At 60.8% G+C, this 20,925-nt stretch carries 21 protein-coding genes; 12 read left to right on the plus strand and 9 right to left on the minus strand.

The features are described from left to right. The first annotated feature begins 62 nt into the window (after window positions 1-62). Complete coding sequence (locus ACJ8J5_RS06065; protein WP_071826114.1) at window positions 63-1,445, plus strand: diaminobutyrate--2-oxoglutarate transaminase; 1,383 nt, start codon at window positions 63-65, stop codon at window positions 1,443-1,445. A gap of 18 nt (window positions 1,446-1,463) precedes the next feature. Then, entirely contained in the window at window positions 1,464-2,933 is a 1,470-nt protein-coding gene (locus tag ACJ8J5_RS06070) for a pyridoxal phosphate-dependent decarboxylase family protein (RefSeq protein ID WP_043137457.1), read from the plus strand. A 76-nt stretch (window positions 2,934-3,009) separates the two neighbouring features. Here the strand turns inward: ACJ8J5_RS06070 and ACJ8J5_RS06075 are convergent, their stop codons facing one another. Beyond that, window positions 3,010-3,537: a carboxymuconolactone decarboxylase family protein gene (locus ACJ8J5_RS06075; RefSeq protein ID WP_147823791.1), complete on the minus strand. Its 528-nt coding sequence runs from the start codon at window positions 3,535-3,537 to the stop codon at window positions 3,010-3,012. Window positions 3,538-3,540: 3 nt separating this feature from the next. Next, window positions 3,541-4,329, minus strand: a complete 789-nt coding sequence (locus ACJ8J5_RS06080; RefSeq protein WP_261424451.1) for a cyclase family protein — start codon at window positions 4,327-4,329, stop codon at window positions 3,541-3,543. A gap of 127 nt (window positions 4,330-4,456) precedes the next feature. Here ACJ8J5_RS06080 and ACJ8J5_RS06085 point away from each other — a divergent pair, with 127 nt between their 5' ends. Beyond that, the gene (locus ACJ8J5_RS06085) at window positions 4,457-5,263 is read left to right on the plus strand and encodes a helix-turn-helix domain-containing protein (protein WP_414104500.1); all 807 of its coding nucleotides are present in this window, start codon (window positions 4,457-4,459) and stop codon (window positions 5,261-5,263) included. 69 nt (window positions 5,264-5,332) lie between these two features. Continuing rightward, window positions 5,333-6,265 carry a LysR family transcriptional regulator gene (locus tag ACJ8J5_RS06090; protein ID WP_342095705.1) on the plus strand — a complete coding sequence of 311 codons (933 nt, stop codon included), beginning with the start codon at window positions 5,333-5,335 and terminating at the stop codon, window positions 6,263-6,265. A 7-nt stretch (window positions 6,266-6,272) separates the two neighbouring features. On the opposite strand, the gene ACJ8J5_RS06095 is transcribed toward ACJ8J5_RS06090, so the two are convergent. After that, window positions 6,273-6,914, minus strand: coding sequence for a TetR family transcriptional regulator (locus ACJ8J5_RS06095; RefSeq protein ID WP_089180899.1), 642 nt, complete (start codon window positions 6,912-6,914; stop codon window positions 6,273-6,275). A 93-nt stretch (window positions 6,915-7,007) separates the two neighbouring features. Between ACJ8J5_RS06095 and ACJ8J5_RS06100 the strand changes: the two genes are divergently transcribed. The 8 genes from ACJ8J5_RS06100 (at window position 7,008) to pqqF (ending at window position 14,460) form a co-directional block, all read left to right on the plus strand. Then, complete coding sequence (locus tag ACJ8J5_RS06100; RefSeq protein WP_197834925.1) at window positions 7,008-7,670, plus strand: O-methyltransferase; 663 nt, start codon at window positions 7,008-7,010, stop codon at window positions 7,668-7,670. An 81-nt stretch (window positions 7,671-7,751) separates the two neighbouring features. Continuing rightward, window positions 7,752-8,801: a dipeptidase gene (locus ACJ8J5_RS06105; protein WP_197769626.1), complete on the plus strand. Its 1,050-nt coding sequence runs from the start codon at window positions 7,752-7,754 to the stop codon at window positions 8,799-8,801. A gap of 117 nt (window positions 8,802-8,918) precedes the next feature. Then, window positions 8,919-8,996: a pyrroloquinoline quinone precursor peptide PqqA gene (gene pqqA, locus ACJ8J5_RS06110; RefSeq protein WP_004937827.1), complete on the plus strand. Its 78-nt coding sequence runs from the start codon at window positions 8,919-8,921 to the stop codon at window positions 8,994-8,996. A 57-nt stretch (window positions 8,997-9,053) separates the two neighbouring features. Beyond that, window positions 9,054-9,965, plus strand: coding sequence for a pyrroloquinoline quinone biosynthesis protein PqqB (gene pqqB / locus ACJ8J5_RS06115; protein WP_414104501.1), 912 nt, complete (start codon window positions 9,054-9,056; stop codon window positions 9,963-9,965). Between the two features lie 8 nt (window positions 9,966-9,973). Next, window positions 9,974-10,729: a pyrroloquinoline-quinone synthase PqqC gene (pqqC, locus tag ACJ8J5_RS06120; RefSeq protein WP_060447180.1), complete on the plus strand. Its 756-nt coding sequence runs from the start codon at window positions 9,974-9,976 to the stop codon at window positions 10,727-10,729. Next, the gene (gene pqqD / locus ACJ8J5_RS06125; protein WP_016927749.1) at window positions 10,729-11,007 is read left to right on the plus strand and encodes a pyrroloquinoline quinone biosynthesis peptide chaperone PqqD; all 279 of its coding nucleotides are present in this window, start codon (window positions 10,729-10,731) and stop codon (window positions 11,005-11,007) included. The genes pqqC and pqqD overlap by 1 nt, the downstream gene beginning before the upstream one ends. Then, on the plus strand, window positions 11,000-12,136 hold the full coding sequence (pqqE, locus tag ACJ8J5_RS06130) for a pyrroloquinoline quinone biosynthesis protein PqqE (protein WP_414104502.1): 1,137 nt from the start codon (window positions 11,000-11,002) through the stop codon (window positions 12,134-12,136). The genes pqqD and pqqE overlap by 8 nt, the downstream gene beginning before the upstream one ends. A 2-nt stretch (window positions 12,137-12,138) precedes the next feature. Further along, a complete protein-coding gene (gene pqqF / locus ACJ8J5_RS06135; RefSeq protein WP_414104503.1) occupies window positions 12,139-14,460 on the plus strand; it encodes a pyrroloquinoline quinone biosynthesis protein PqqF in 2,322 nt (773 codons plus the stop codon). Here the strand turns inward: pqqF and ACJ8J5_RS06140 are convergent. The 6 genes from ACJ8J5_RS06140 to ACJ8J5_RS06165 form a co-directional block, all read right to left on the minus strand. Then, window positions 14,457-15,842, minus strand: coding sequence for a purine-cytosine permease family protein (locus tag ACJ8J5_RS06140; protein WP_414104504.1), 1,386 nt, complete (start codon window positions 15,840-15,842; stop codon window positions 14,457-14,459). The genes pqqF and ACJ8J5_RS06140 overlap by 4 nt on opposite strands. A gap of 161 nt (window positions 15,843-16,003) precedes the next feature. Continuing rightward, on the minus strand, window positions 16,004-17,470 hold the full coding sequence (locus ACJ8J5_RS06145) for an aldehyde dehydrogenase (protein ID WP_043137398.1): 1,467 nt from the start codon (window positions 17,468-17,470) through the stop codon (window positions 16,004-16,006). A gap of 11 nt (window positions 17,471-17,481) precedes the next feature. Further along, a complete protein-coding gene (locus tag ACJ8J5_RS06150) occupies window positions 17,482-18,519 on the minus strand; it encodes an LLM class flavin-dependent oxidoreductase (RefSeq protein WP_043137401.1) in 1,038 nt (345 codons plus the stop codon). 19 nt (window positions 18,520-18,538) lie between these two features. After that, a complete protein-coding gene (locus tag ACJ8J5_RS06155) occupies window positions 18,539-19,468 on the minus strand; it encodes a flavin reductase family protein (RefSeq protein WP_164067083.1) in 930 nt (309 codons plus the stop codon). After that, complete coding sequence (locus tag ACJ8J5_RS06160) at window positions 19,455-20,282, minus strand: alpha/beta fold hydrolase (protein ID WP_043137407.1); 828 nt, start codon at window positions 20,280-20,282, stop codon at window positions 19,455-19,457. Before ACJ8J5_RS06160 ends, ACJ8J5_RS06155 begins: the two co-directional genes overlap by 14 nt. Continuing rightward, window positions 20,254-20,856, minus strand: a complete 603-nt coding sequence (locus ACJ8J5_RS06165) for an amino acid synthesis family protein (RefSeq protein ID WP_043137410.1) — start codon at window positions 20,854-20,856, stop codon at window positions 20,254-20,256. The genes ACJ8J5_RS06160 and ACJ8J5_RS06165 overlap by 29 nt, the downstream gene beginning before the upstream one ends. Window positions 20,857-20,925 lie beyond the last annotated feature (69 nt).

Raw genomic sequence — 20,925 nt, forward strand, 5'->3', positions numbered from 1 at the left:
ACTTTTCTAATTCATTAATTCAATCGTTGCGTCTTGAGACCTTCGGTTGTAGGAGAGATATGATGACGGATAAAGTCCGTATTGATACTTTAGTTGCAAACTCATTAAACGGAAACAATGAAACCTATTTGGCGCGTCAAGCCGAATTTGAGTCGAATGTTAGGAGTTATCCGCGCAAATTGCCGTTGGCAATTGCGAAAGCCCAGGGTGTTTGGATCACTGATGTTGAGAATAATCAATATCTTGATTGCCTGGCCGGGGCGGGAACGTTGGCTCTTGGACATAATCACCCCGACGTCCTGCAAAGCATCCAAAATGTCATTACCAGCGGCTTGCCGTTACATACTCTCGATCTCACGACCCCGTTGAAAGATCGTTTCTCCGATTACCTGCTCTCTCTGTTGCCTGGCGAAGGCAAAGGGTATTGCCTGCAGTTCTGCGGCCCGTCCGGCGCCGATGCGGTGGAAGCCGCGCTGAAGCTGGCGAAAAAGCACACCGGCCGTTCCGGCGTGATCAGCTTCTCCGGCGGCTATCACGGCATGACCCACGGCGCGCTGTCAGTCACCGGCAACCTGTCGCCGAAGGCGGCGATCAACGGCATGATGCCGGAAGTGCAGTTCATGCCTTATCCGCATGAATACCGCTGCCCGCTGGGCATCGGCGGCGAAGCCGGCGTCAAGGCGCTGACCTACTACTTCGACAACCTGATCAACGACGTGGAAAGCGGCGTGCGTAAACCGGCGGCGGTGATCCTAGAAGCCGTTCAGGGCGAAGGCGGGGTTAACCCGGCGCCGGCCGAGTGGCTGCAGCGCATCCGCAAAGTGACGCAGGAGCATGGCATTCTGCTGATCATCGACGAAGTTCAGGCTGGTTTCGCCCGTACGGGCAAGCTGTTCGCCTTCGAACACGCCGGCATCGAGCCGGACATCATCGTGATGTCGAAAGCGGTCGGCGGCGGCTTGCCGCTCGCGGTGCTGGGCATCAAAAAAGAGTTCGATGCCTGGGAACCGGGCCACCACACCGGCACCTTCCGCGGCAACCAGCTGGCGATGGCCACCGGCCTGACCACCCTGCAGTACCTGAAAGAGCATAAGGTCGCCGATAAAGTGGCCGCTCAGGGCGAATGGCTCAAAGGCAAGCTGACCGAGCTGCAGAAACGTTATCCGGTGATCGGTCACGTCCGCGGTCTGGGCCTGATGATCGGCATCGAGATCGTCAAGCCGAACGAAGCGCAGGATCACATGGGCTGTTACCCGGCCGATGGCGAGCTGTCCGCGCTGCTGCAGAAAAAATGCTTCGAATCCGGCTTGATCCTGGAGCGCGGCGGGCGCAACGGCTGTGTGCTGCGCCTGTTGCCTTCCCTGCTGATCACCAATGATGAGCTGGGTATTTTCCTGGATAAATTTGAGCAGGCGCTGTTGGCCGCCGGCGTCAAGCCTGTCTGATTGGAGCGAATGACCGCGATGTCCAAGTTAAACCCGATTCTGGCTTCCTCGGCGCACAGCGCCGAGGCTTACCGCCAGGCGATCGCACAGAGCAGTGAAGCCGTCGTGCAGTGGCTGCAACAGCCCGAGATGTATCAGGGCAAAAGCGTTGCCGAACTGCGCGAGCGCATCCAGCTAGACTTTACCCCGCAAGGCCTGGGCAACCAGGCGGCGATCGAGCGCGCCATCGAGTACTTTTTGAAAGACAGCCTGTCGGTGCACCACCCGCAGTGCGTGGCGCACCTGCACTGCCCGAGCCTGGTGATTAGCCAGGCTGCCGAAGTGCTGATCAACGCCACCAACCAGAGCATGGACTCCTGGGACCAAAGCCCGTCGGCCACGCTGATCGAAATGAAACTGATCGAGTGGCTCCGCGCCCAGGTCGGTTACCCGTCCGGCGACGCCGGGGTGTTCACCAGCGGCGGCACCCAGAGCAACCTGATGGGGCTGATGCTGGCGCGCGACGCGTTCTTCGCGCGTCAGGGCCACTCCGTGCAGCAGGACGGTCTGGTGGGCGATTTGCGCAAGCTGAAGGTGTTCTGTTCTGAAAACGCCCACTTCTCGGTGCAGAAGAACATGGCGCTGATGGGCCTCGGTTATCAGTCCGTCACCCTGGTGAAAACCGATCGCTTCGCCCGCATGGACGTGAACGATCTGGCGGAAAAACTGGCGCAGGCCAAGGCCAACGGCGAGCAGGTGATGGCGATTGTCGCCACCGCCGGCACCACCGACGCCGGTGCCATTGACCCGCTGCGCGACATCGCGCGGCTGGCGGCGGAGCAGCAGATTTGGGTGCACGTGGATGCGGCCTGGGGCGGCGCGTTGCTGCTTTCCGAGCAGTACCGCGACTACCTGGACGGCCTGGAGCTGGTGGACTCCATCACCCTGGACTTCCATAAACAGTTCTTCCAGACCATCAGCTGCGGCGCCTTCCTGCTGAAAGACGAGCGCCACTACGAGCTGATGCGCTATCAGGCGGCCTACCTGAACTCCGAGTTCGACGAAGCGCAAGGCGTGCCGAACCTGGTGTCCAAGTCGCTACAGACCACCCGCCGCTTCGATGCGTTGAAGCTGTGGATGGGGCTGGAAGCGCTCGGGCAGAAGCAATACGCCGAGATCATCGATCATGGCGTGACGCTGGCGCAACAGGTGGCGCGCTACATCGCCGATCAAGAAGCACTGGAACTGGTGATGCAGCCGCAGCTGGCCAGCGTGTTGTTCCGCTACCGTCCGGCGCAGCTGGCGGCGAACGGCGATGCGGCCGTCGCGCTGTTCAACCAGCGTATCGGTGACGCCCTGTTGGAATCTGGCCGCGCCAACGTCGGCGTGACCGAGTTCGATGGCGTGACCTGCCTGAAGATGACGCTGCTGAACCCGATCGTGACGCTGGAAGACATCAAGCTGTTGCTGGCGCTGGTCGAGAAAACCGCCCAGCAGCTGCCCGCGTAACCCTCTGCCACTGCGCATTAAAAGCCGATAACCCCAGGTTATCGGCTTTTTTATCGCGCTCACGCCGTGCGCGTATTCAATCCGTTGACATGTTTTCCCAGGATGTCGCTTGTAGGTCCAGATCGATTTCCAGCGTTTCCAAAAAGCGCGCCGTCATCATGTAGTGCCCAATCATTAATGCCAGTTCAGCCAGTTGAACCTCGTCATAATAGCGCCTGACCGCGTTAAATGTGTCGGCAGAGACCTTCACCTGCTTCACGCATTCATCGACAAAATGCAAGATGGCCGTCCCTCTGGCGTCGATGCCCACACCCTGCTCTATTTTCTCGATGTCGTCATCGCACCACCCCGCAAGGATCGCCAGCGGATAGTGTTGCATACGCTCATAAGCGCTGTGGCTTAACGCGCCAACCCTTAATATGATCATTTCCCGATCTTTATCACACAGTCGCCCGGCCGGAAAAGAAGCGCCCAGGGACAGATATCCCTGCGCCGAACGGCTGGTTTTCAACAGACCCAGCGTAAGATTGGCGGGAAAACGGGCATATTGCTGCTGCTGCTCAGCCGTTAATTCACTCACTGCCGGCAGTTTTATTCTGGCCATCGCTTATTCTCCCGCTTGAGCTTCGATAATTGCAACCGGCCGAGCCCAGCCGGCGGATGCCTTATAAACCTTCACCGGCAGACTGATCACGTTAAATCCACAGGGCGGCAGCAATTCAAGATTGCACAGTTTTTCAATCTGGCAATAAGGATATTGACTGCCGGCATAGTGCCCTTCCCAAATAAACGAAATATCGCCGCTTTGTTCAAATTTGGTGCGCGTATGGCTGAATGGCGCGTCCCAGCTCCAGGCATCGGTGCCCACCACCCTGACGCCGCGTTCAGTAAGATACAGCGTCGCTTCACGGCCCATGCCGCAACCGCGATGAATAAAATCTTCGCTGCCGTAACGCCCGCCGGCCGCCGTGTTGACCAAGACAATATCGCCGGCGGCGATAGGATGGCCGATCCTCGCTAATTCACGCTCAATATCATGCGCAGTGGCCACATAACCGTCGGGAAAATGCCGAAAATCCAATTTGACGCCAGGGCCGATACACCATTCCAGCGGTATTTCATCAATGGTCTTTGACGCCGAGCCGTCATCCATATGCGAATGGTAGTGATAAGGGGCGTCCATATGCGTCCCCGCATGGGTGCTCATGCGGACAAACTCCACCGCCCAGCCCTCCTGACGCGGCAACTCCCGGGGATCCAGACCGGGGAATGATTCCGCCAGCTGCAACGCTCCGCGCTGGTTATCAACATACTCGATTTCCGGCAGAAAACTTTCCGGATCGGAGGCGATCCCGCTCATCAGCGGCACCGAAAGATCAATGATTTTGCCGTACATAGGGTTACCTTTACCCAGGGGAATGACCTGCCCAGAGTAAGCTTTCCCCATAGAATAGAAATGCCGATTATCAGACAACTTATTGTTATAATAGGAAGGCGCAGCCATAAGCGGACAGGAAGGCGTCATGAAGCCGTCAGAATTGACCGGGGAAGCCCCAATATCGATTTGGTTCAGAAATAAATCCTGGCCGGCAGGAACGCAATTCCCTTTGCAAGCGTTGCCTTGGGGAAAACTGATGTATTCCATGAAAGGGTTGGCGGAAATAAATATTGAGAACAATATTTATTTATCCACACCGGAATATGCTATTTGGCTCCCCGTTAATACTGAACATGAATCCGTTGCAAAGAGTGCAATTGACTATGTCATTCTTCATGTCAGTCCCCCGCTATGCCAACCCTTACCGAGCAAACCGCAAACCCTGCGGCTGAATAAGATCGTCAAAGCGGTGCTGGCCGATTTTTCAGAAAGGCTTATTGGCTATCCGCACACGCCTCAGGACCAGACGCTGGTTACCGCGTTGCTTGAGCAGCTGGCGCTGTCGGAGCGTTTTGACAGCTACCTGCCGCTCGGCAGCGATGACGTTGTCAAGATCATGACCGAAAAAATGAGCGCCGCGCCGCACGATCTCAACACCCTGACACAATGGTCGGGCATGCTGGGCTTGAGTGAGCGTACGCTGTCGCGGCGATTTCTCGCCGCTACCGGCATCTCTTTCAATGAATTGAAGCTGAGAAGCAAAACCCTCATGGCGATGACGCTGTTACAGGAAGGGAAAGCCGTCAAATATGTCGCCTCTACCCTGGGATATAACGATCCGTCCGCGTTTATCGCCATGTTCAGACGGCAAACGGGCCAGTCCCCCTCCGGTTTTTTAGCGGTAAGTCATGGCACAGCGAAAACAGGCTCAGGCATAATGCATGGCGACTGATGCAGCATTCGCACGCACAAACTGCATCGAACGCCTTCCCCCCTATTCAGCACGACAGGATGCGCACGCATGACCGACCCTGATTTCAACCTGCTGATCGCACTCGACGCGCTGCTGACGGCGGGCAGCGTTGCCGGCGCGGCGCGGCGTCTCGGTTTAAGCGCCTCGGCGATGAGCCGCACCCTCAGCCGGCTGCGCACGGCCACCGGTGATCCTCTGTTGGTGCGCGCCGGCCGTCATATGGTGCTGACGCCCTATGCCGAAACGCTGCGCGAGCGGGCGCGGCACGCGACGTTCGAAGCCCGCGCTGTGTTGCGTCCGGCGCAGGGAGCATTGGATCCCGCCGCGCTGGATCGTACCTTCACGCTGCGCGCCAATGACGGCTTCGTCGAGGCCTTCGGCCCGGCGCTGATCGCCGCCGCCGCCGAACAGGCGCCGCGGGTGCGGTTGCGCTTTGCGCCCAAGCCGGAGAAAAGCGACCGCCCCCTGCGTGAAGGTCTGGTCGATCTGGAGATCGGCGTGTTGGGTGACATGGGCCCGGAAATCCGCCTGCAGGCGCTGTTCCGCGATCGCTTCGTTGGCGTGATGAGAACCGCACATCCGCTGGCGCAACAGCCAGAGATTGGCGTCGCCGACTACGCCGCCTGCGGCCACGTGGTGGCCTCGCGCAGCGGGCGCATTCTCGGGCCGGTAGACGCTGCGCTGGCGGAGCTGGGGCTGGCACGCCATATCGCCGCCGTGGTGCCAAGCTTTCCCGCCGCGCTGGCGGTGGCGCAAGCCTCAAACCTGTTGGCGTTGCTGCCCACCTCTTTCCTGCAGGCTCAACCTGCCGATGGCCCGCTGCGCGTCTTCGAGCTGCCGGTGAAAACGCCGGCCATTACCGTCTCGCAAATGTGGCACCCGCGCCTGGACGCCGAGGCGGATCACCGCTGGCTGCGGCAGTTGGTGTTGTCGGTTTGTCATCGGGAGGCGCAGCCCTCGGTGAATGACAATGTCACCTAAAAAGCGTTTACGGCCTCTGATGCCGGTTTAAATCGGCCAGATAAGCGCAAAACATGTCCGCCATCGCATCGGCATAAGCCGCGATCTCGGTATCGGTTCGCGGCGTTTCGGAGAATTGCTTGCCCGCCGCCCCCAACGTGCCGACGATCAGATCGCCCGCCAACCGGCGAGTGACCTGCGGAACACCAGGCAACGCTTCGCACATGAAAACCTGCACGATATCCTTGCCGGCTGCCTTTACCGCCTGTGCCTCCGGCGCATCGCGGTAAAGCGGCGCCGCATCATTCAACGCTACGCGCATCTGCGCCTCTTCACATTCCGAACGGATAAACGCCTGCACCAACAACCGCAAGCGCGCGAACGGCGTTTTCTCGCGATCGGCCAAAATACGGCTCAGCATATCCGTGGTCTGCCGCCATTCGTCGCTCTGCAAACGAAACAGGATCGCCGCCTTATTGGGGAAATACTGATAAAGCGACCCGACGCTGACGCCGGCACGCTCGGCCACCCTGGCGGTGGTGAAACGCGCCGCCCCCTCCTGCGCCAAAACCTGAATAGCGGCGGTCAGAATAGCGGACACCAGTTCGGCAGATCGCGCCTGTTGTGGTTGTTTTCTCGAGGAAATTTGCTTACTGCGGCGTTCAGTCATAGCGGACGGCCAATGCGAATAGAGGAATGCGAATAGTTCGTCATATTATAACGGCATGCGCTAACGCGCTCCATTTACGACAGGAAATTAGCCATGAGTACCCTGACCACTGCCCCCTTAGCGCCGCTGCTAAGCCGCCTGTTCCAGCAGGCATCCCGCCACGCGCCGGCGCTTGCCGCCCTGTTCCGCGACGTGCCGGACGCAGAGCAAAGCAGGCTGATGCAGAGCAAAACCGAGTACCGCGAACTCTACCACCGCCTGAAGGATTTCCCGCTGGCCGTGTCGCCGGAAACCGGCGCATTGCTGTATATGCTGGCGCGCGGTTGCCGGGCGCAAAACATTGTCGAATTCGGTACGTCGTTCGGCATTTCTACCCTGCACTTAGCCGCCGCGCTGCGCGATAACGGCGGAGGCCGGTTGATCACCTGCGAGTTTGAACCGGGCAAAGCGGCGCAGGCGCGCAACAACCTGACCGAAGGCGGCGTCATCGACCTGGTGGAGATCCGGGTGGGCGACGCCCTGGAAACGCTGCGCGACGATCTGCCGGCCACGGTTGATCTGCTGCTGCTCGACGGCGCCAAGGGACTTTACCCTGATATTCTCGACTTGCTTGAGAGCCGTCTGCGGCCCGGCGCGCTGATCGTCGCCGACAACGCCGATGACAGCCCGGATTACCTGGCGCGGGTGCGTGCCCCGGCGGCAGGCTATCTCTCCACGCCGTTCGCAGATGACGTCGAGCTGTCGATTCGGCTTTAAAATCCCCATCGAGCGAGGGTTGTTCCCCCTCGCTCGATGGGAGAACATAGCGTTCACGATGCCTGACTCAGTGAAACGCCCATGACGCTTCCCCCTCTCTGGCCGGTCTTCGACGGCCATAACGACCTGCTGCTCAATCTGTGGCTGCAGCATGACGACGATCCGGTCGCCGCCTTTTATTCCCGCGTCACGCCGGGCCACCTCGATTTCTCCCGCATGCGGCGCGGCGGATTTTTCGGCGGGCTGTTCGCGGTATTTATTCCTCCGGTCAGCTATATCGCCCAGATGCGTAATCAAACGCAGGACGAGGCGCAGGCCGCCTTCGATCCGCTGGCGATCGCCGAACGGCAGATCGCCATCCTGCAGCAGCTGGAGCAGGCTTCTCAGGGGCAGCTGCGCATCTGTCGCACCGCCACCGAAATAGAACAGTGCCGCCTCAACCGGCAAATCGCCGCGGTGCTGCATATCGAAGGCGCCGGCATGATCGATGCAGAACTGACGCAGTTGGAGGCCTTCTACCGGCTGGGCGTGCGCAGCATCGGGCCATTCTGGAATCTGCCAAACGCCTTTGGTACCGGCGTCAGCGGGTCGTTCCCCGGCTCACCCGATACCGGCCCCGGCCTGACGCCGGCCGGCGAGGCGCTGATCCGTGCCTGCAATCAGCGCCGCATCATGATAGACGTCTCGCACATGAACGAGAAAGCCTTCTGGCAAACCGCCGCGTTGAGCACCGCACCGCTGGTCGCTACCCACTCCAATGCCCATGCCCTCTGCCCGCAGCCACGCAACCTGACCGACGCGCAGCTGGACGCCATCGCCCAGAGCGGCGGGATGGTCGGCGTCAATTTCGGCACCGCCTTCCTGCGGGCGGACGGTAAACGTGACAGTGCAACGACCGGCTTAACAGAAATTGTTAAACACGTTGAGTATTTGATCGCTAAACTTGGTGAAGATCGCGTGGGATTTGGCTCTGATTTTGACGGGGTCAACGTACCGCAATCGTTGGATGACGCAGCAGGCCTGCCGCGCCTGACGCAAGCGCTGGCGCAGGCCGGGTTCGATAACCGGCTGCTGGAGAAGCTGACCTGGCGCAACTGGCTGAACGTGCTCGCCGCCACCTGGGGTGAATAACCCGGTTACGCTTTAAAGGTTGCGATCTTTGTCACATTTCGCCAACATTGGGCCGGCCGAATGCGAACGTTTCTCATTGGGTTCGACATATTACGATGCATGCTAAGGAGCACCGCTATGACTACCTGGACTAAACCTGAGTTTGTTGACCTGCGTCTGGGGCTGGAAGTGACGCTGTACATTTCCAACCGTTAATCGCCCGTCTGCCCGCCTTTCGCGCGGGCATTTCTTTCTCTCTTTTCTGGTTTAGACATGCAGATAAAAGTTCTCGGCTCGGCGGCGGGCGGCGGCTTTCCCCAGTGGAATTGCAACTGCGACAACTGTCGGGGCGTTCGCGACCACAGCATCAGCGCCACGCGCCGCACGCAGTCCTCCATCGCCGTCAGCGACGACGGAAAAAACTGGGTACTGTGCAACGTTTCTCCGGACATTTGCCATCAGCTGTTGGCCTCGCCCGCATTGAATAACCCCGACGTGCTGCGCGGCACCGGCATTGGCGCGATCGTGCTGACCGACAGCCAGATCGATCACAGCGCGGGCTTACTCAATTTGCGTGAGGGCTGTCCGCATCACGTCTGGTGCACGCCTGAAGTACATGACGATCTCAGCACCGGCTTCCCGGTGTTTCCCATGCTCTCCCACTGGAACGGCGGGCTGATTCACCATCCGGTGACGCCCGGCGAGCCGTTCCACACGGCGGTCTGCCCGACCGTGCGCTTTACCGCCATTCCGCTGCTCAGCAACGCGCCGCCTTATTCGCCGTATCGCGATCGCCCGCTGCCGGGCCACAACGTGGCGCTGTTTATCGAAGATACCGCACGCGGGGTCGGGCTGCTGTACGCACCGGGCCTGGGTGAGCCGGACGAGGCGCTGATGCCGTGGCTGCACCGCGCGGACTGCCTGCTGATCGACGGCACGCTGTGGCGCGACAACGAGCTGGCCAACGCCGGCGTGGGCCGCAATACCGGCAAGGACATGGGGCATCTGGCGCTGGCGGAAGAACATGGGCTGGCGGCCCTGCTCGCCACCTTGCCCGCCAGGCGCAAAATCCTGATCCACATTAACAATACCAACCCTATCCTCAATGAAAACTCGGCAGAGCGGCAAAGCCTGACCGCCGCCGGCATTGAAGTGAGCTGGGACGGCATGAATATCGAACTGTAGGGACCGCCATGACGCAACCACTCCCCCTTGACCCACAGGCGTTTGAAGCGGCGCTGCGCGCCAAAGGCGCTTATTACCATATCCACCACCCGTACCACATCGCGATGCACAACGGCGAAGCGACCCGCGAGCAGATCCAGGGCTGGGTGGCCAACCGGTTCTACTACCAGACCAGCATTCCGATTAAGGATGCAGCGATCATGGCCAACTGCCCACAGCCGGAAACACGCCGCAAATGGGTACAGCGCATCCTGGATCACGACGGCTACGGCGGCAACGAAGGCGGCATCGAGGCCTGGCTGCGCCTGGGCGAAGCCGTTGGGCTGCAGCGCGACACTTTGCTCTCTGAAGAGCGGGTACTGCCGGGCGTGCGCTTCGCGGTGGACGCCTACGTCAACTTCGCGCGCCGCGCCTGCTGGCAGGAAGCAGCCTGCAGCTCACTGACCGAACTGTTCGCGCCGCAAATCCACCAATCGCGCCTCGACAGCTGGCCGCAGCACTACCCGTGGATCGACGCCGCCGGTTACGATTATTTCCGCAGCCGCCTCGGCCAGGCCAACCGCGATGTGGAACACGGCCTGGCGCTGGCGCTGGACTATTGCGACACCGTTGAAAAGCAGCAGCGCATGCTGGAGATCCTGCAGTTCAAGCTGGACATTCTGTGGAGCATGCTGGACGCCATGAGCATGGCCTACACCCTGAACCGCCCACCTTACCACAGCGTGACCGCCGCGCGGGTATGGCACAACCAGAGGCTGGTGTAATGACGCTGAACCCTGAACACACCCCCGTCTTCCGCCGCGGTTACCGCCTGCAATGGGAGCAGGTGCAAAACAGCCATGTGATCCTCTACCCGGAAGGCATGGCCAAGCTGAACGACAGCGCCGCCGCCATTTTGCAACTGGTCGACGGCCACACTACGCTGAACGGCATCATCGCCCAGTTGAACGCCCGCTTCCCCGGCGCCGAAGGGTTGGCGGACGACGTGCTGGAATTTTTCCAGCGCGCCTACGAACAAAAATGGGTGACCTTCCGTGACTGAACCACGTGCGCCGGCGGTGAATCCGCCGCTCTGGCTGCTGGCGGAGCTGACCTACCGTTGCCCGCTGCAGTGCCCCTATTGCTCTAACCCGCTCGATTTTGCCGCGCAGGAAAAAGAGCTGACCACCGCGCAGTGGATCGAGGTGTTTCGCCAAGCGCGGGCGATGGGCAGCGTGCAGCTCGGCTTCTCCGGCGGCGAGCCGCTGGTGCGTAAAGACCTGCCCGAGCTGATCGCCGCCGCCCGCGATCTCAGGTTTTACACCAACCTGATCACCTCCGGCATCGGCCTGACCGAGAAAAAGCTGCAGACCTTCGCCGACGCCGGGCTGGATCACATTCAGATCAGTTTTCAGGCCAGCGATGAAACGTTGAACGCCGCGCTGGCGGGCTCCGCCAAAGCATTTCAGCAGAAGTTGGCCATGGCCAAGGCGGTCAAGGCGCTCGGCTATCCGATGGTGCTCAACTTCGTGCTGCATCGCCATAATATCGGCCAGATCGACCGCATTATCGAACTGGCGATCCAGCTGGACGCCGACGACGTCGAGCTGGCGACCTGCCAGTTCTACGGCTGGGCGCACCTCAATCGCGAGGGCCTGCTGCCGACCCGCGAACAGATCGCCGATGCGGAAACCGTGGTGAAACGCTACCGCGAACGCATGGCCGCCGACGGCAAGCTGGCCAACCTGCTGTTCGTCACGCCGGACTACTACGAGGAGCGCCCCAAAGGCTGCATGGGTGGCTGGGGCGCCATCTTCATGAGCGTGACGCCGGAAGGCATGGCGTTACCCTGTCACAGCGCCCGTCAGTTACCGATCGCCTTCCCGTCGGTGCTGGAGCACGATCTGCAGCATATCTGGTACCACTCGTTCGGTTTTAACCGCTATCGCGGCTATGACTGGATGCCGGAGCCCTGCCGTTCCTGCTCGGAGAAAGAGCAAGACTACGGCGGCTGCCGCTGTCAGGCGTTCATGCTAACCGGCAACGCCGACAACGCCGACCCGGTGTGCGGCAAATCGCCGCACCACGGCACCATTCTGGCGGCGCGGGAAGCGGCGAACCGTTCGCAGATCGGTATCGATCAGCTGCGTTTTCGCAATCAGACCAACTCCCGTCTGATCTTCAAGGGTTGACGATGGCACTCGCCGGCGCCTCTTGGCAGCTCGAGAACGGTTTGGCCGTCAAGGCGATAAGCGACCCTGCTGTCGGTTGCGCCGCCGCGCTGGTGCGCATTGAGGCGGGCAGTTTTCAGGCGCCCGTCGCCTGGCCGGGCCTGGCGCACCTGCTGGAGCATATGTTGTTTCGCGGCAGCGCGAACTTCAGCGCGCAAGAGGGCCTGATGAGCTGGGTACCGTCGGTCACTGGCCGACTGAACGCCACCACCCAGGCTACGCAAACCGCGTTTTTCTTCGAGGTGGGCACCGAACATTTGGCGCAGGGGTTGGCGCGGCTAAGCGATATGCTCGCCGCCCCACAGCTGGCGACCGAGGCGATTGAGCAGGAGATCGAGGTCATCGACGCCGAATACCGCCTGCTGCGCGCCGAGGTAGAAACCCGCTGCGAAGCGGCGCAGCGGCAGATGTTCGGCGGCCCTGGTGCAATGCATCGCTTTCATATCGGCAGCCGCGCCGCCTTCGGCAGCGATATTTCCGCGTTGCAGCTGGCGCTGCGGCAGTTTCACCAGTGCTATTTTCGCGCGCCAAACATGACGCTGTGGCTGCAAGGCCCGCAATCGCTGGCGCAGCTGCATGCGCTGGCACAGCGCTACGGCAGCCGCTTGCCATCGGGCAGCGCCATACCGCACGAAGCCTCACCGCCGCTAACCGCCGCGAAAGATTACACCCTGTCTCTTCCCGGCACGCCGCAGCTGAGGCTGGTGTTTGCCCTGTCGCGTTCCCATTCACGCGGTTGGCTGCGGCGGCTGGAGCGCCTGCTGTTGGACGAAGCCCCCGGCGGGCTGCTGGCGCGGCTGCGCGCTCAGGCGTGGTGTGACGCCGTTCGGCTGGATTATTCGCGCTGCAGTGAGAACAACGCCCTGCTGAGTTTTATCTTTACCGTTAATCACGGTTCAGCCGCTGAAGCTGCCCACATCGAAAGCGCCCTGCTGGCGTGGCTACAGGCGCTGCGGGTGCTGACACCGGCTCAGCTTGCGCATTACGAGCGGCTGGCAAATCGCGATTTCCACCGTTTGGCGCCGCTCGATCAGCTGCGGGCCAGAGCGCTTGGGCTACCGCCGGTGGAGCCGAACGACGATTGGCCGCGGCATATTGCGGCGCTGATTAGCGCGCCGCGCCGTCGCCTGGCCGTGCGGCCTGATGGCCACGGCGAAACCCGTGAAATTCAAGGGCTGCCGCTGGCGCTTGGCCCCTTCGCCGGCGCCGCGCTGACGTCTGCCGCGGAACCTTTCCGCTTTTTCGCCACCTCGGCGGCGCTGCTTAGTCCGACCTTGCCTTCCGGCCTGGCGCCGCTGCGGCATCTGCTCCCCGGCGAAGCGCAGCCTGTGCTACTGCTGCGGCCGGCGCCGTCGAGCCGCTTCAGCGATGGACAGGCCTACGGCTTACAGGCGGCGCTGCGCACCGGGGCGGCAGAACTGGCGCATCGGGAGGGACATTTGAGCTTCGAGCGCCATCAGGGCGTGTGGCTGCTGCAACTGGCGGGCAGCCACTCGCTGATCTGCCACGGGCTGAGTGAGGTGAACCGAGCGCTGGCGGTGTTGCCGCCGACCGTTCTCAGCGAAGCGGCGAGAAACCTGCGCCATACGCAGCTGAAAGAACAAAGCGATATCGCCATTCGCCGCCTGTTAGCTCAATTGCCGGCGGCGCTCAGTGCGCCAACCGAAGCAGCACAATGGCATGCCACCTTGATCGGCGGCGATGGCGAGTTAAAACGGCAGCTGTCGCACCTGCTGTACGACTTCCCCTATTTCGTGGCCGCGGAGCCGCCGCTGCCGACACATCAACATCATTGCCCCATCACGCTGACGGAAAGCGGCGCCGAAAGTGCCTTACTGCAGTTTTACCCGCTGCAAAACGATGAAGCCGAAGGCCGTTGGGCGCTGCGCGTGCTGGCCCAGCTTTACGCGCCGCGCTATTTTCAGCGGCTGCGCGTGGAACGCAACGTGGGTTACGTGGTGCAATGCGCCTTCCACCGCTGCGCCGATGCCGAAGGCCTGCTGTTCGCGCTGCAATCCCCGACGTTCACCGTTGAACAGCTGAGGCAGTTAACCGACGAATTCTTATTGCAGATGCGTCATGAGTTGCCGCATGTTAGCGCGGGTGAACTGGCGCAAATACAACAGGCGACGCAACAAAACTTGCAGCGCCTCAGCATCGAATCGTTGCAGCGCGCCCGAGAAATTGCCTTGGAAGATCGCGTGGCCATGGCTGACGCGGCGCCAGTCACGCTGACCCAACTGTTGCACTGGCAGCAGCGGCTTTTCCAGGGCGATGACATTTAAAGCTGCACTGCCCAGTTAGCCCGTCGTGAACAACACAATGGGTATGCGATACCGGTCAGCACCATGCTGATCACCCAGGAAATGTCTGCGCCCGGGATCAGATTGGCGTAAGGGCCGGAGAAGAACGCGTTCTCAACAAAAGGCACCTGCACCGCAATACCGCCGAAATAAACGCCGAGCGCGCGGGTGTTAAGCAGGCCATAGCGCCCGCCGTCGGCGCTGAAAATGGCCGAAATGTCATAGCGTTGGCGGTTAAGCAGGTAAAAATCGATCAGGTTGATCATGCACCACGGGATCAGCACCGAGATCAAGGCAAAGATCAGGTTCAGGAACAGATGTACAAAGTTGGCCGAGGCGACCAACGCCACCCATACCGATCCCAGCAGAATCAATGTCGAGAACAGCGTACGTATACGCGCATTCGGCATCCACTGCGGCAAGAAGGTTTGTACGGCGGTAATCAACGAGAGCACCGCACCGTACAAATTCATCGAGTTATGGCAGATGATGTTGATCAGAAACAGCACCATCAGCACCGGCCCCAACCCTCCCGTCGCCTGACGCACCGCCTCCATGACATCATCGCTGCCGGCGACCAGATTGACCGCCACCATGCCGAACACAAAGGCCAAAATGGTGCCGCTGCAGGCGCCGAAGTAGGTATACAGGAACGGTTTGGCAATGCCGACTTCCGCCGGCAGGTAGCGCGAATAGTCTGACGTGTAGGGCGAGAAGCTGATTTGCCAGACGGCGCCGATGCAGAACGTGGCGAACCAACCGGCAATGCTGAACGATCCCCGCAGCCAAAAATCCGCCAGCAGCGGTTGAGAAAACATCAATACCAGCCCGAGGATCAACGCGCTGCCCATCACCCAGGCGCCGATTTTGTTGATCTTATGGATGAAACGGTAGCCCACCACCCCGATCAGCGTCGCCAGCACCGCGCCAATCACCGTCGCCGCGCCCATGTTCAATGACGGGATGACGTTATGGATGACCTTGCCCGAGAGCGTGATATTAGAAATGAAGAATCCCAGATAGATCACCGTGGCGAACACGATCACCAACAGCGACCCATAGCGGCCGAACTGCGCCCGACTCTGCACCATTTGCGGTATCCCGACCTGCGGCCCCTGGGCCGAGGTCAGCGCCAGAAAAATGCCGCCGAACAGGTGGCCGGCGATAATCGCGCTCAGCGCCGAGAGAATATCGAGATGAAACGTCTGTGTGGAGATGGCCCCGGTCACGACCGCCAGCGGCGCAATGTTGGTGCAAAACCACAGGGTGAACAGGCTGCGGGCATGGCCATGACGCTCCCCGGCGGGAACAAAATCGATCGACTTGTCTTCAATAAACGCGGTCTGCTCTGGCTGAGAATTCATATATCCCCCGGTTAACCTGGATTATTATTTTTTACAGCGTGTAGGGTGCCAATACGTCGAAAAAAGCGTGCGTTTGCCCCGGCGACATTGCGGTCGCCGGTTTCAACGCGATGAAAACTGGGTTGCCGGCGCGATCCGAGATCGCGCCTGATTGCGCTGGCTCAGCGCATGACGAAGGGATCGTCTATCGGATCGTCACTGGTGCGCAGCCATACCGTCTTGCTGGTGGTGTATTCCAGCGCGGCGTCAATCCCGCCCTCGCGGCCAAACCCCGACTTGCCGTAACCGCCGAACGGCGCCAGCGGCGATACCGCTCGATAGGTATTGAGCCACACCACGCCCACCCGCAGGCGACGGGTCACCCGGTGCGCGCGCGTCAGATTCTGCGTGAAAATACCGGCCGCCAGGCCATAGGCAGAATCATTGGCGAGCTGAATGGCTTCCGCTTCGTCCCTGAAGGTCAACACCGACAGCACCGGGCCGAACAGCTCTTGCTTCACGCACTCGGCGTCGGGTTGCGCACTGCAATCGACGATCGTCGGCGGGTAGTAAAAGCCTGGTGAAGCGATCGCCGCATGGCCAATCACCAGTTTCGCCCCCTGCTCCAGCGAGCGGCTGACGATGGCGGCGATCCGCTCTTGCTGCTGCCGGGTGCAAAGCGGCCCGAACTGAGTGTCTGGGCGATCCGGCGGCCCGATGCGAATGCTGCGTATCTTCTCCGTCAGCCGGGCCAAAAACGCGTCTTTGATGCTTTCCGCCACCAGCAGCCGCGAACCGGCCACGCAGCTCTGGCCCGACGCAGCGAAAATGGCCGCCACCTGCGCATTCGCCGCGCTGGTCAGATCCGCGTCGTCGAAGACGATAAACGGCGATTTCCCGCCCAGCTCCAGCGAGGTGCTGGCGAGATTTTCCGCACTGCCGCGAACGATGTGCTTCGCGGTTTCCGCGCCGCCGGTAAAAGCGATGTGGTCTACCTGCGGATGCGCCGTCAGCACCGCGCCGCAGTCGGCGGCAAATCCGGTGATCACATTGCACACGCCGCGTGGAAAGCCGGCCTCGTCTATCAGTTTGGCGAACGCCAGCAGTGGCACAGGCGCAGTTTCCGCCGCCTTGACCACCAGCGTGCAGCCGGCGGCGATCGCCGGGCCGATTTTCACCGCCGCGAGAAACAGCTGGCTGTTCCAGGGCACGATCGCCGCCACCACCCCAATAGGTTCGCGTCGAACCCAGGTTTCCATGTCGGGTTTGTCGATCGCCAGCACGCTGCCTTCCATCTTGTCGGCCAGGCCGGCGTAGTACCGGTAGTACTCCGCCACATAGGCGATCTGCGCCCGGGTTTCCCGGATGATCTTGCCGGTATCCAGCGTCTCCAGCCGCGCCAGCTCGGGGGCGTGCTGCTCAAGCAAGTCGGCCAGCCGCAATAACAGCTTGCCGCGCGCGCCGGCGGTCATGTCGCGCCATTCGGCCCCCTGAAATGCCCGGTGCGCCGCCGCAACGGCGCGATCCACATCCTGGGTGCGCGCTTCCGCCACCTGCGCCCAGGGTTCACCGGTCGCCGGATTGAGCGAGGCGAAGGTCGCCGATCCGCCATCAAATCGGCCATCAATGTAAAGTTCGAACGACTCCATTAGCGCCTCCGTCAGTGAAATTCCGGCATCACGCAGCGAATGAACCGCTCCAGAGAGGCCTTTTTACGCGCAAAGCTCATGCCGCTGTCAATCCACAACGCAAACTCGTCATAACCCAGCGCCTCATATTTTTTCAGTCGCGTAATGACCTCATTGGCGGTGCCGATAGCTAGGTTGCTACGCATCATGTCGGCGGAGTAATAGGTATTGGCAGCAATCTCCTCGTCGCTGAGCGGCTGAATCAACCCTTTTTGAACCGGACGTTGATTCTTGAACCAGGCGCCGAAGTAGTGGTAGAAACGGTTGAGTTCTTCCGCCGCCAGACGGGCGTCCGCCTCGTCTTCCGCCACGTAGCCATGCTGCAACAGCATGATCTTCAGCGGCTGCTCGGCGGCGAAACGCGCGCGAGCCTCGTTGAAACAGGTTACCAGCCTTACGATCTCCTCTTCCCCCTGATGCAGCGGCGTAACCTGAACGTTGCAGCCGTTTTGCACCGCAAATTCGTGACTGTTGGGATCGCGCGCCGCTACCCAAATCGGCGGATGCGGCTGCTGTTTCGGCAGCGGCGAAGAGGTGGTCGCCGGGAACGACCAGTATTCCCCCTGATGGGCATAGTCGCCCTGCCACAGTTTTTTCACCGCCGGGATCAGCTCGCGCATGCGCTGCCCGGCATCCCAGGCGGTTAAACCGGGCATCAGCCGTTCGTATTCATAGGAATAGGCGCCGCGCGCAATGCCCAGCTCCAGCCTGCCGCCGGTGATGATATCGGTCATCGCCGCCTCGCCCGCCAGACGGATCGGGTGATTGAATGGCGCAATGATGGTGCCGGTGCCGAGCCGCACCCTGGACGTGCGCCGGGCGATATCCGCCAGATTGATGAACGGATTCGGCGCAATGGTGAAATTCATGCCGTGGTGCTCACCGGTCCAGATGGCGTGCATGCCACCACGATCGGCGATTTCACACAGTTCGATCATCTCCTGGTATAGCTTTTCCTGGGATTCTTCGGGTAACGTTCGTTCCATATGCACGAATAAAGACAGTTTCATCACACTCTCCCGCTTAGCTTCAACCGGCGAATTGCTTGATGGCACCGCTGTGCTCATCGCCATAATAGATACCGTAATTCCCCACGGCGTTTTCTTTGACGAACCGGCCCATCATCGACCGCAGCGCCGGATCCTTGATCGGCAACCGTGCCAGCGTCGGCATGTCGAACCATTCCGCCGTGCTCAGCTGCGGCGTCAGGCTGCCGGCGTCGGTCGGCAGCGCGCACAGAAAAACGATGTGTTGCTGGTTCTTCTGCCGGTCGTCGTAGACGGAATAGACGAAACCCGGATGGGCATTGATGCCCAACTGCTGCAGTAAATCCCCCAACGTTTCGCTGACGCTGCGTTTCTCCACCGGGCTGGACGGCAGCTGATAGCCGCCGTCGTTTTGCCGCACCATCACGGCGTGCCCCTCAAACTCGATCAGCGCGCTCACCACCACCTGCGGCCCGCCAATCAGCGACTGCGCGTTTTGATAAGGCGTGAAGTATGCACCGCGGTAATACCCCAGACCGGCGGTCGCGTTGGACTCGAACCCCTCTACTTTGCCGATCAGAATGGCATGGTCGCCGGCGTCCACCACCTGATGCAGCGCGCAGTCGAACCACGCCGAACTGTTATCGATAAGCGGCACCCGTGACGCGCTCCAGCGCCAATCGATCAGCGCAAAGCGGTCTTCGTTCTTTTGCGCAAAAATGGTTGAAGCCTCTTTTTGCCGTTCCGCCAGAATATTGATGGCGAAATGGCTGCACTGGGTAAAGTGCTCCAAGTTCGCCGAACGCTTATCGATGCTCACCAACAGCAGCGCCGGATCCAGCGAGACCGACGAAAACGAATTGGCGGTGAAGCCAATCGGCCGCCCTTGTTTGTCCACCGAAGTCACAATGGTGACGCCGGTCATAAAGGCGCCGAAAGCGTCGCGCAACTGCCTGCGTTTATCCGCGTCCATTAGCCGCTCCTAAAGTCAAAGGTTGCTCTGCGGTCAGAAAATCGAGCATCAGCGCGTTGACGCGTTGCGCATCGGTCAGGCTGACCATGTGTTTGGCGTTCTCAATGATCACTGCGCGCCCGTTTGGGGCGGCCTGCGCCATTTGCCGCGCCATCTCAGGGCTGGAGTTGGCGTCGTGCTCGCCGGTCAGCACCAATACCGGGCAGCGGATAAGGTGCCAACGCTGGGCATACACCCGATCGCCGGTTGCAAATGCCTGATACGCGCGGGCATAGCCCGCAACGTCCACCTGTTGCAACCAGCCGCCCACCTGCCGGCGCAGATGCTGTTCGACAGGATCGGCGCCGAACCACCGGCTCAGCGGCGAGTCGAGCTGTGTCTGGCCGTTGGCCAACGCGCTGGCGCGTTGCGCGACCGCGGCGCTGGCTTGGGCCGTACGCTGGAACACGCCGCTCATCACCACGGCACGATTAACCCGCTCCGGATAATCGATCGCCAAACCGGCCGTGATCAAGGCTCCCATCGAGTGCCCCGCCACCGCAACGCTCGGCGCATCCAGGGTGTTTAAGAAAGCCGCCATCCAGCGCACGTAATCCTCCAGCGTCGCGGCGTGGGAGAAGCCTTCGCTTTCGCCGTGGCCCGGCATATCGACGGCGATAACCCGAAAGCGCGCGCTGAGCGCATCGAGCTGGGGATACCAGACCTCCGCATTCATGCCTACGCCGTGGATCAACACCAGCGGCTCACCACGCCCGGCCTCCAGATACCCCACCCGCAGAGCGGGCTCAGACAGCTGCCGGATTGTTCTGATCATGGCCCAACTCTTTCAGATCCAAATAACGGTTGCCGATACGGTGATGCGGCCGCCCCCCCAGCGCCGCGCCCAGTGCAATGACGATTTCGTCGTCGAAAGGCGCGTCGTTGATGTTGAACTGGAATGTCAGGTAGTGCTCACGGCTGCCTTCGTCGTTTTTCCCCATCATCGGGATCAGAATCGGCGCGTTGGCCGGCCCACGGGTATTGTTGAACGCCAGATAGCTTTTGCCGTTGACCGCCGAGCGGTAGTGGTTGCCAAAATGCAGCGTGTGGATCAGCGCCGAGGCGTGTTCCAACTCGCCGCCCAGCCCCACCACCGCGCTTTTGCCGAAGGCTTCCACCCGCTCGCCGGAACCGGCCTCCTTGAGGATCAAACCGGTCAGCAGCTCACCCAGCACCGGCGCCATTTCTCGAATCTTTGGCGCCAGATCCTCGACAAAGCCTTGTCTGGCCCAGGGGTTTTTGATGACCGCCGCAGCGGCGATCATCACCAGCGGTTTGCCCGCCGATTTGCCGCCGTCGGTGTAGATCGTTTCGGTAGAGACCAGGGTCTTGCGAATGTCTTGATGCATAAGGGACCTCGAAAAGTAAATCGAATGTTAACCATGTGTCACGATTCGAGGGTATAGCATCGGGCAGAT

It is taken from the genome of Serratia sp. CY43202, assembly GCF_052168755.1.
In the GTDB taxonomy this organism is placed as follows: Bacteria; Pseudomonadota; Gammaproteobacteria; order Enterobacterales; family Enterobacteriaceae; genus Serratia; species Serratia bockelmannii.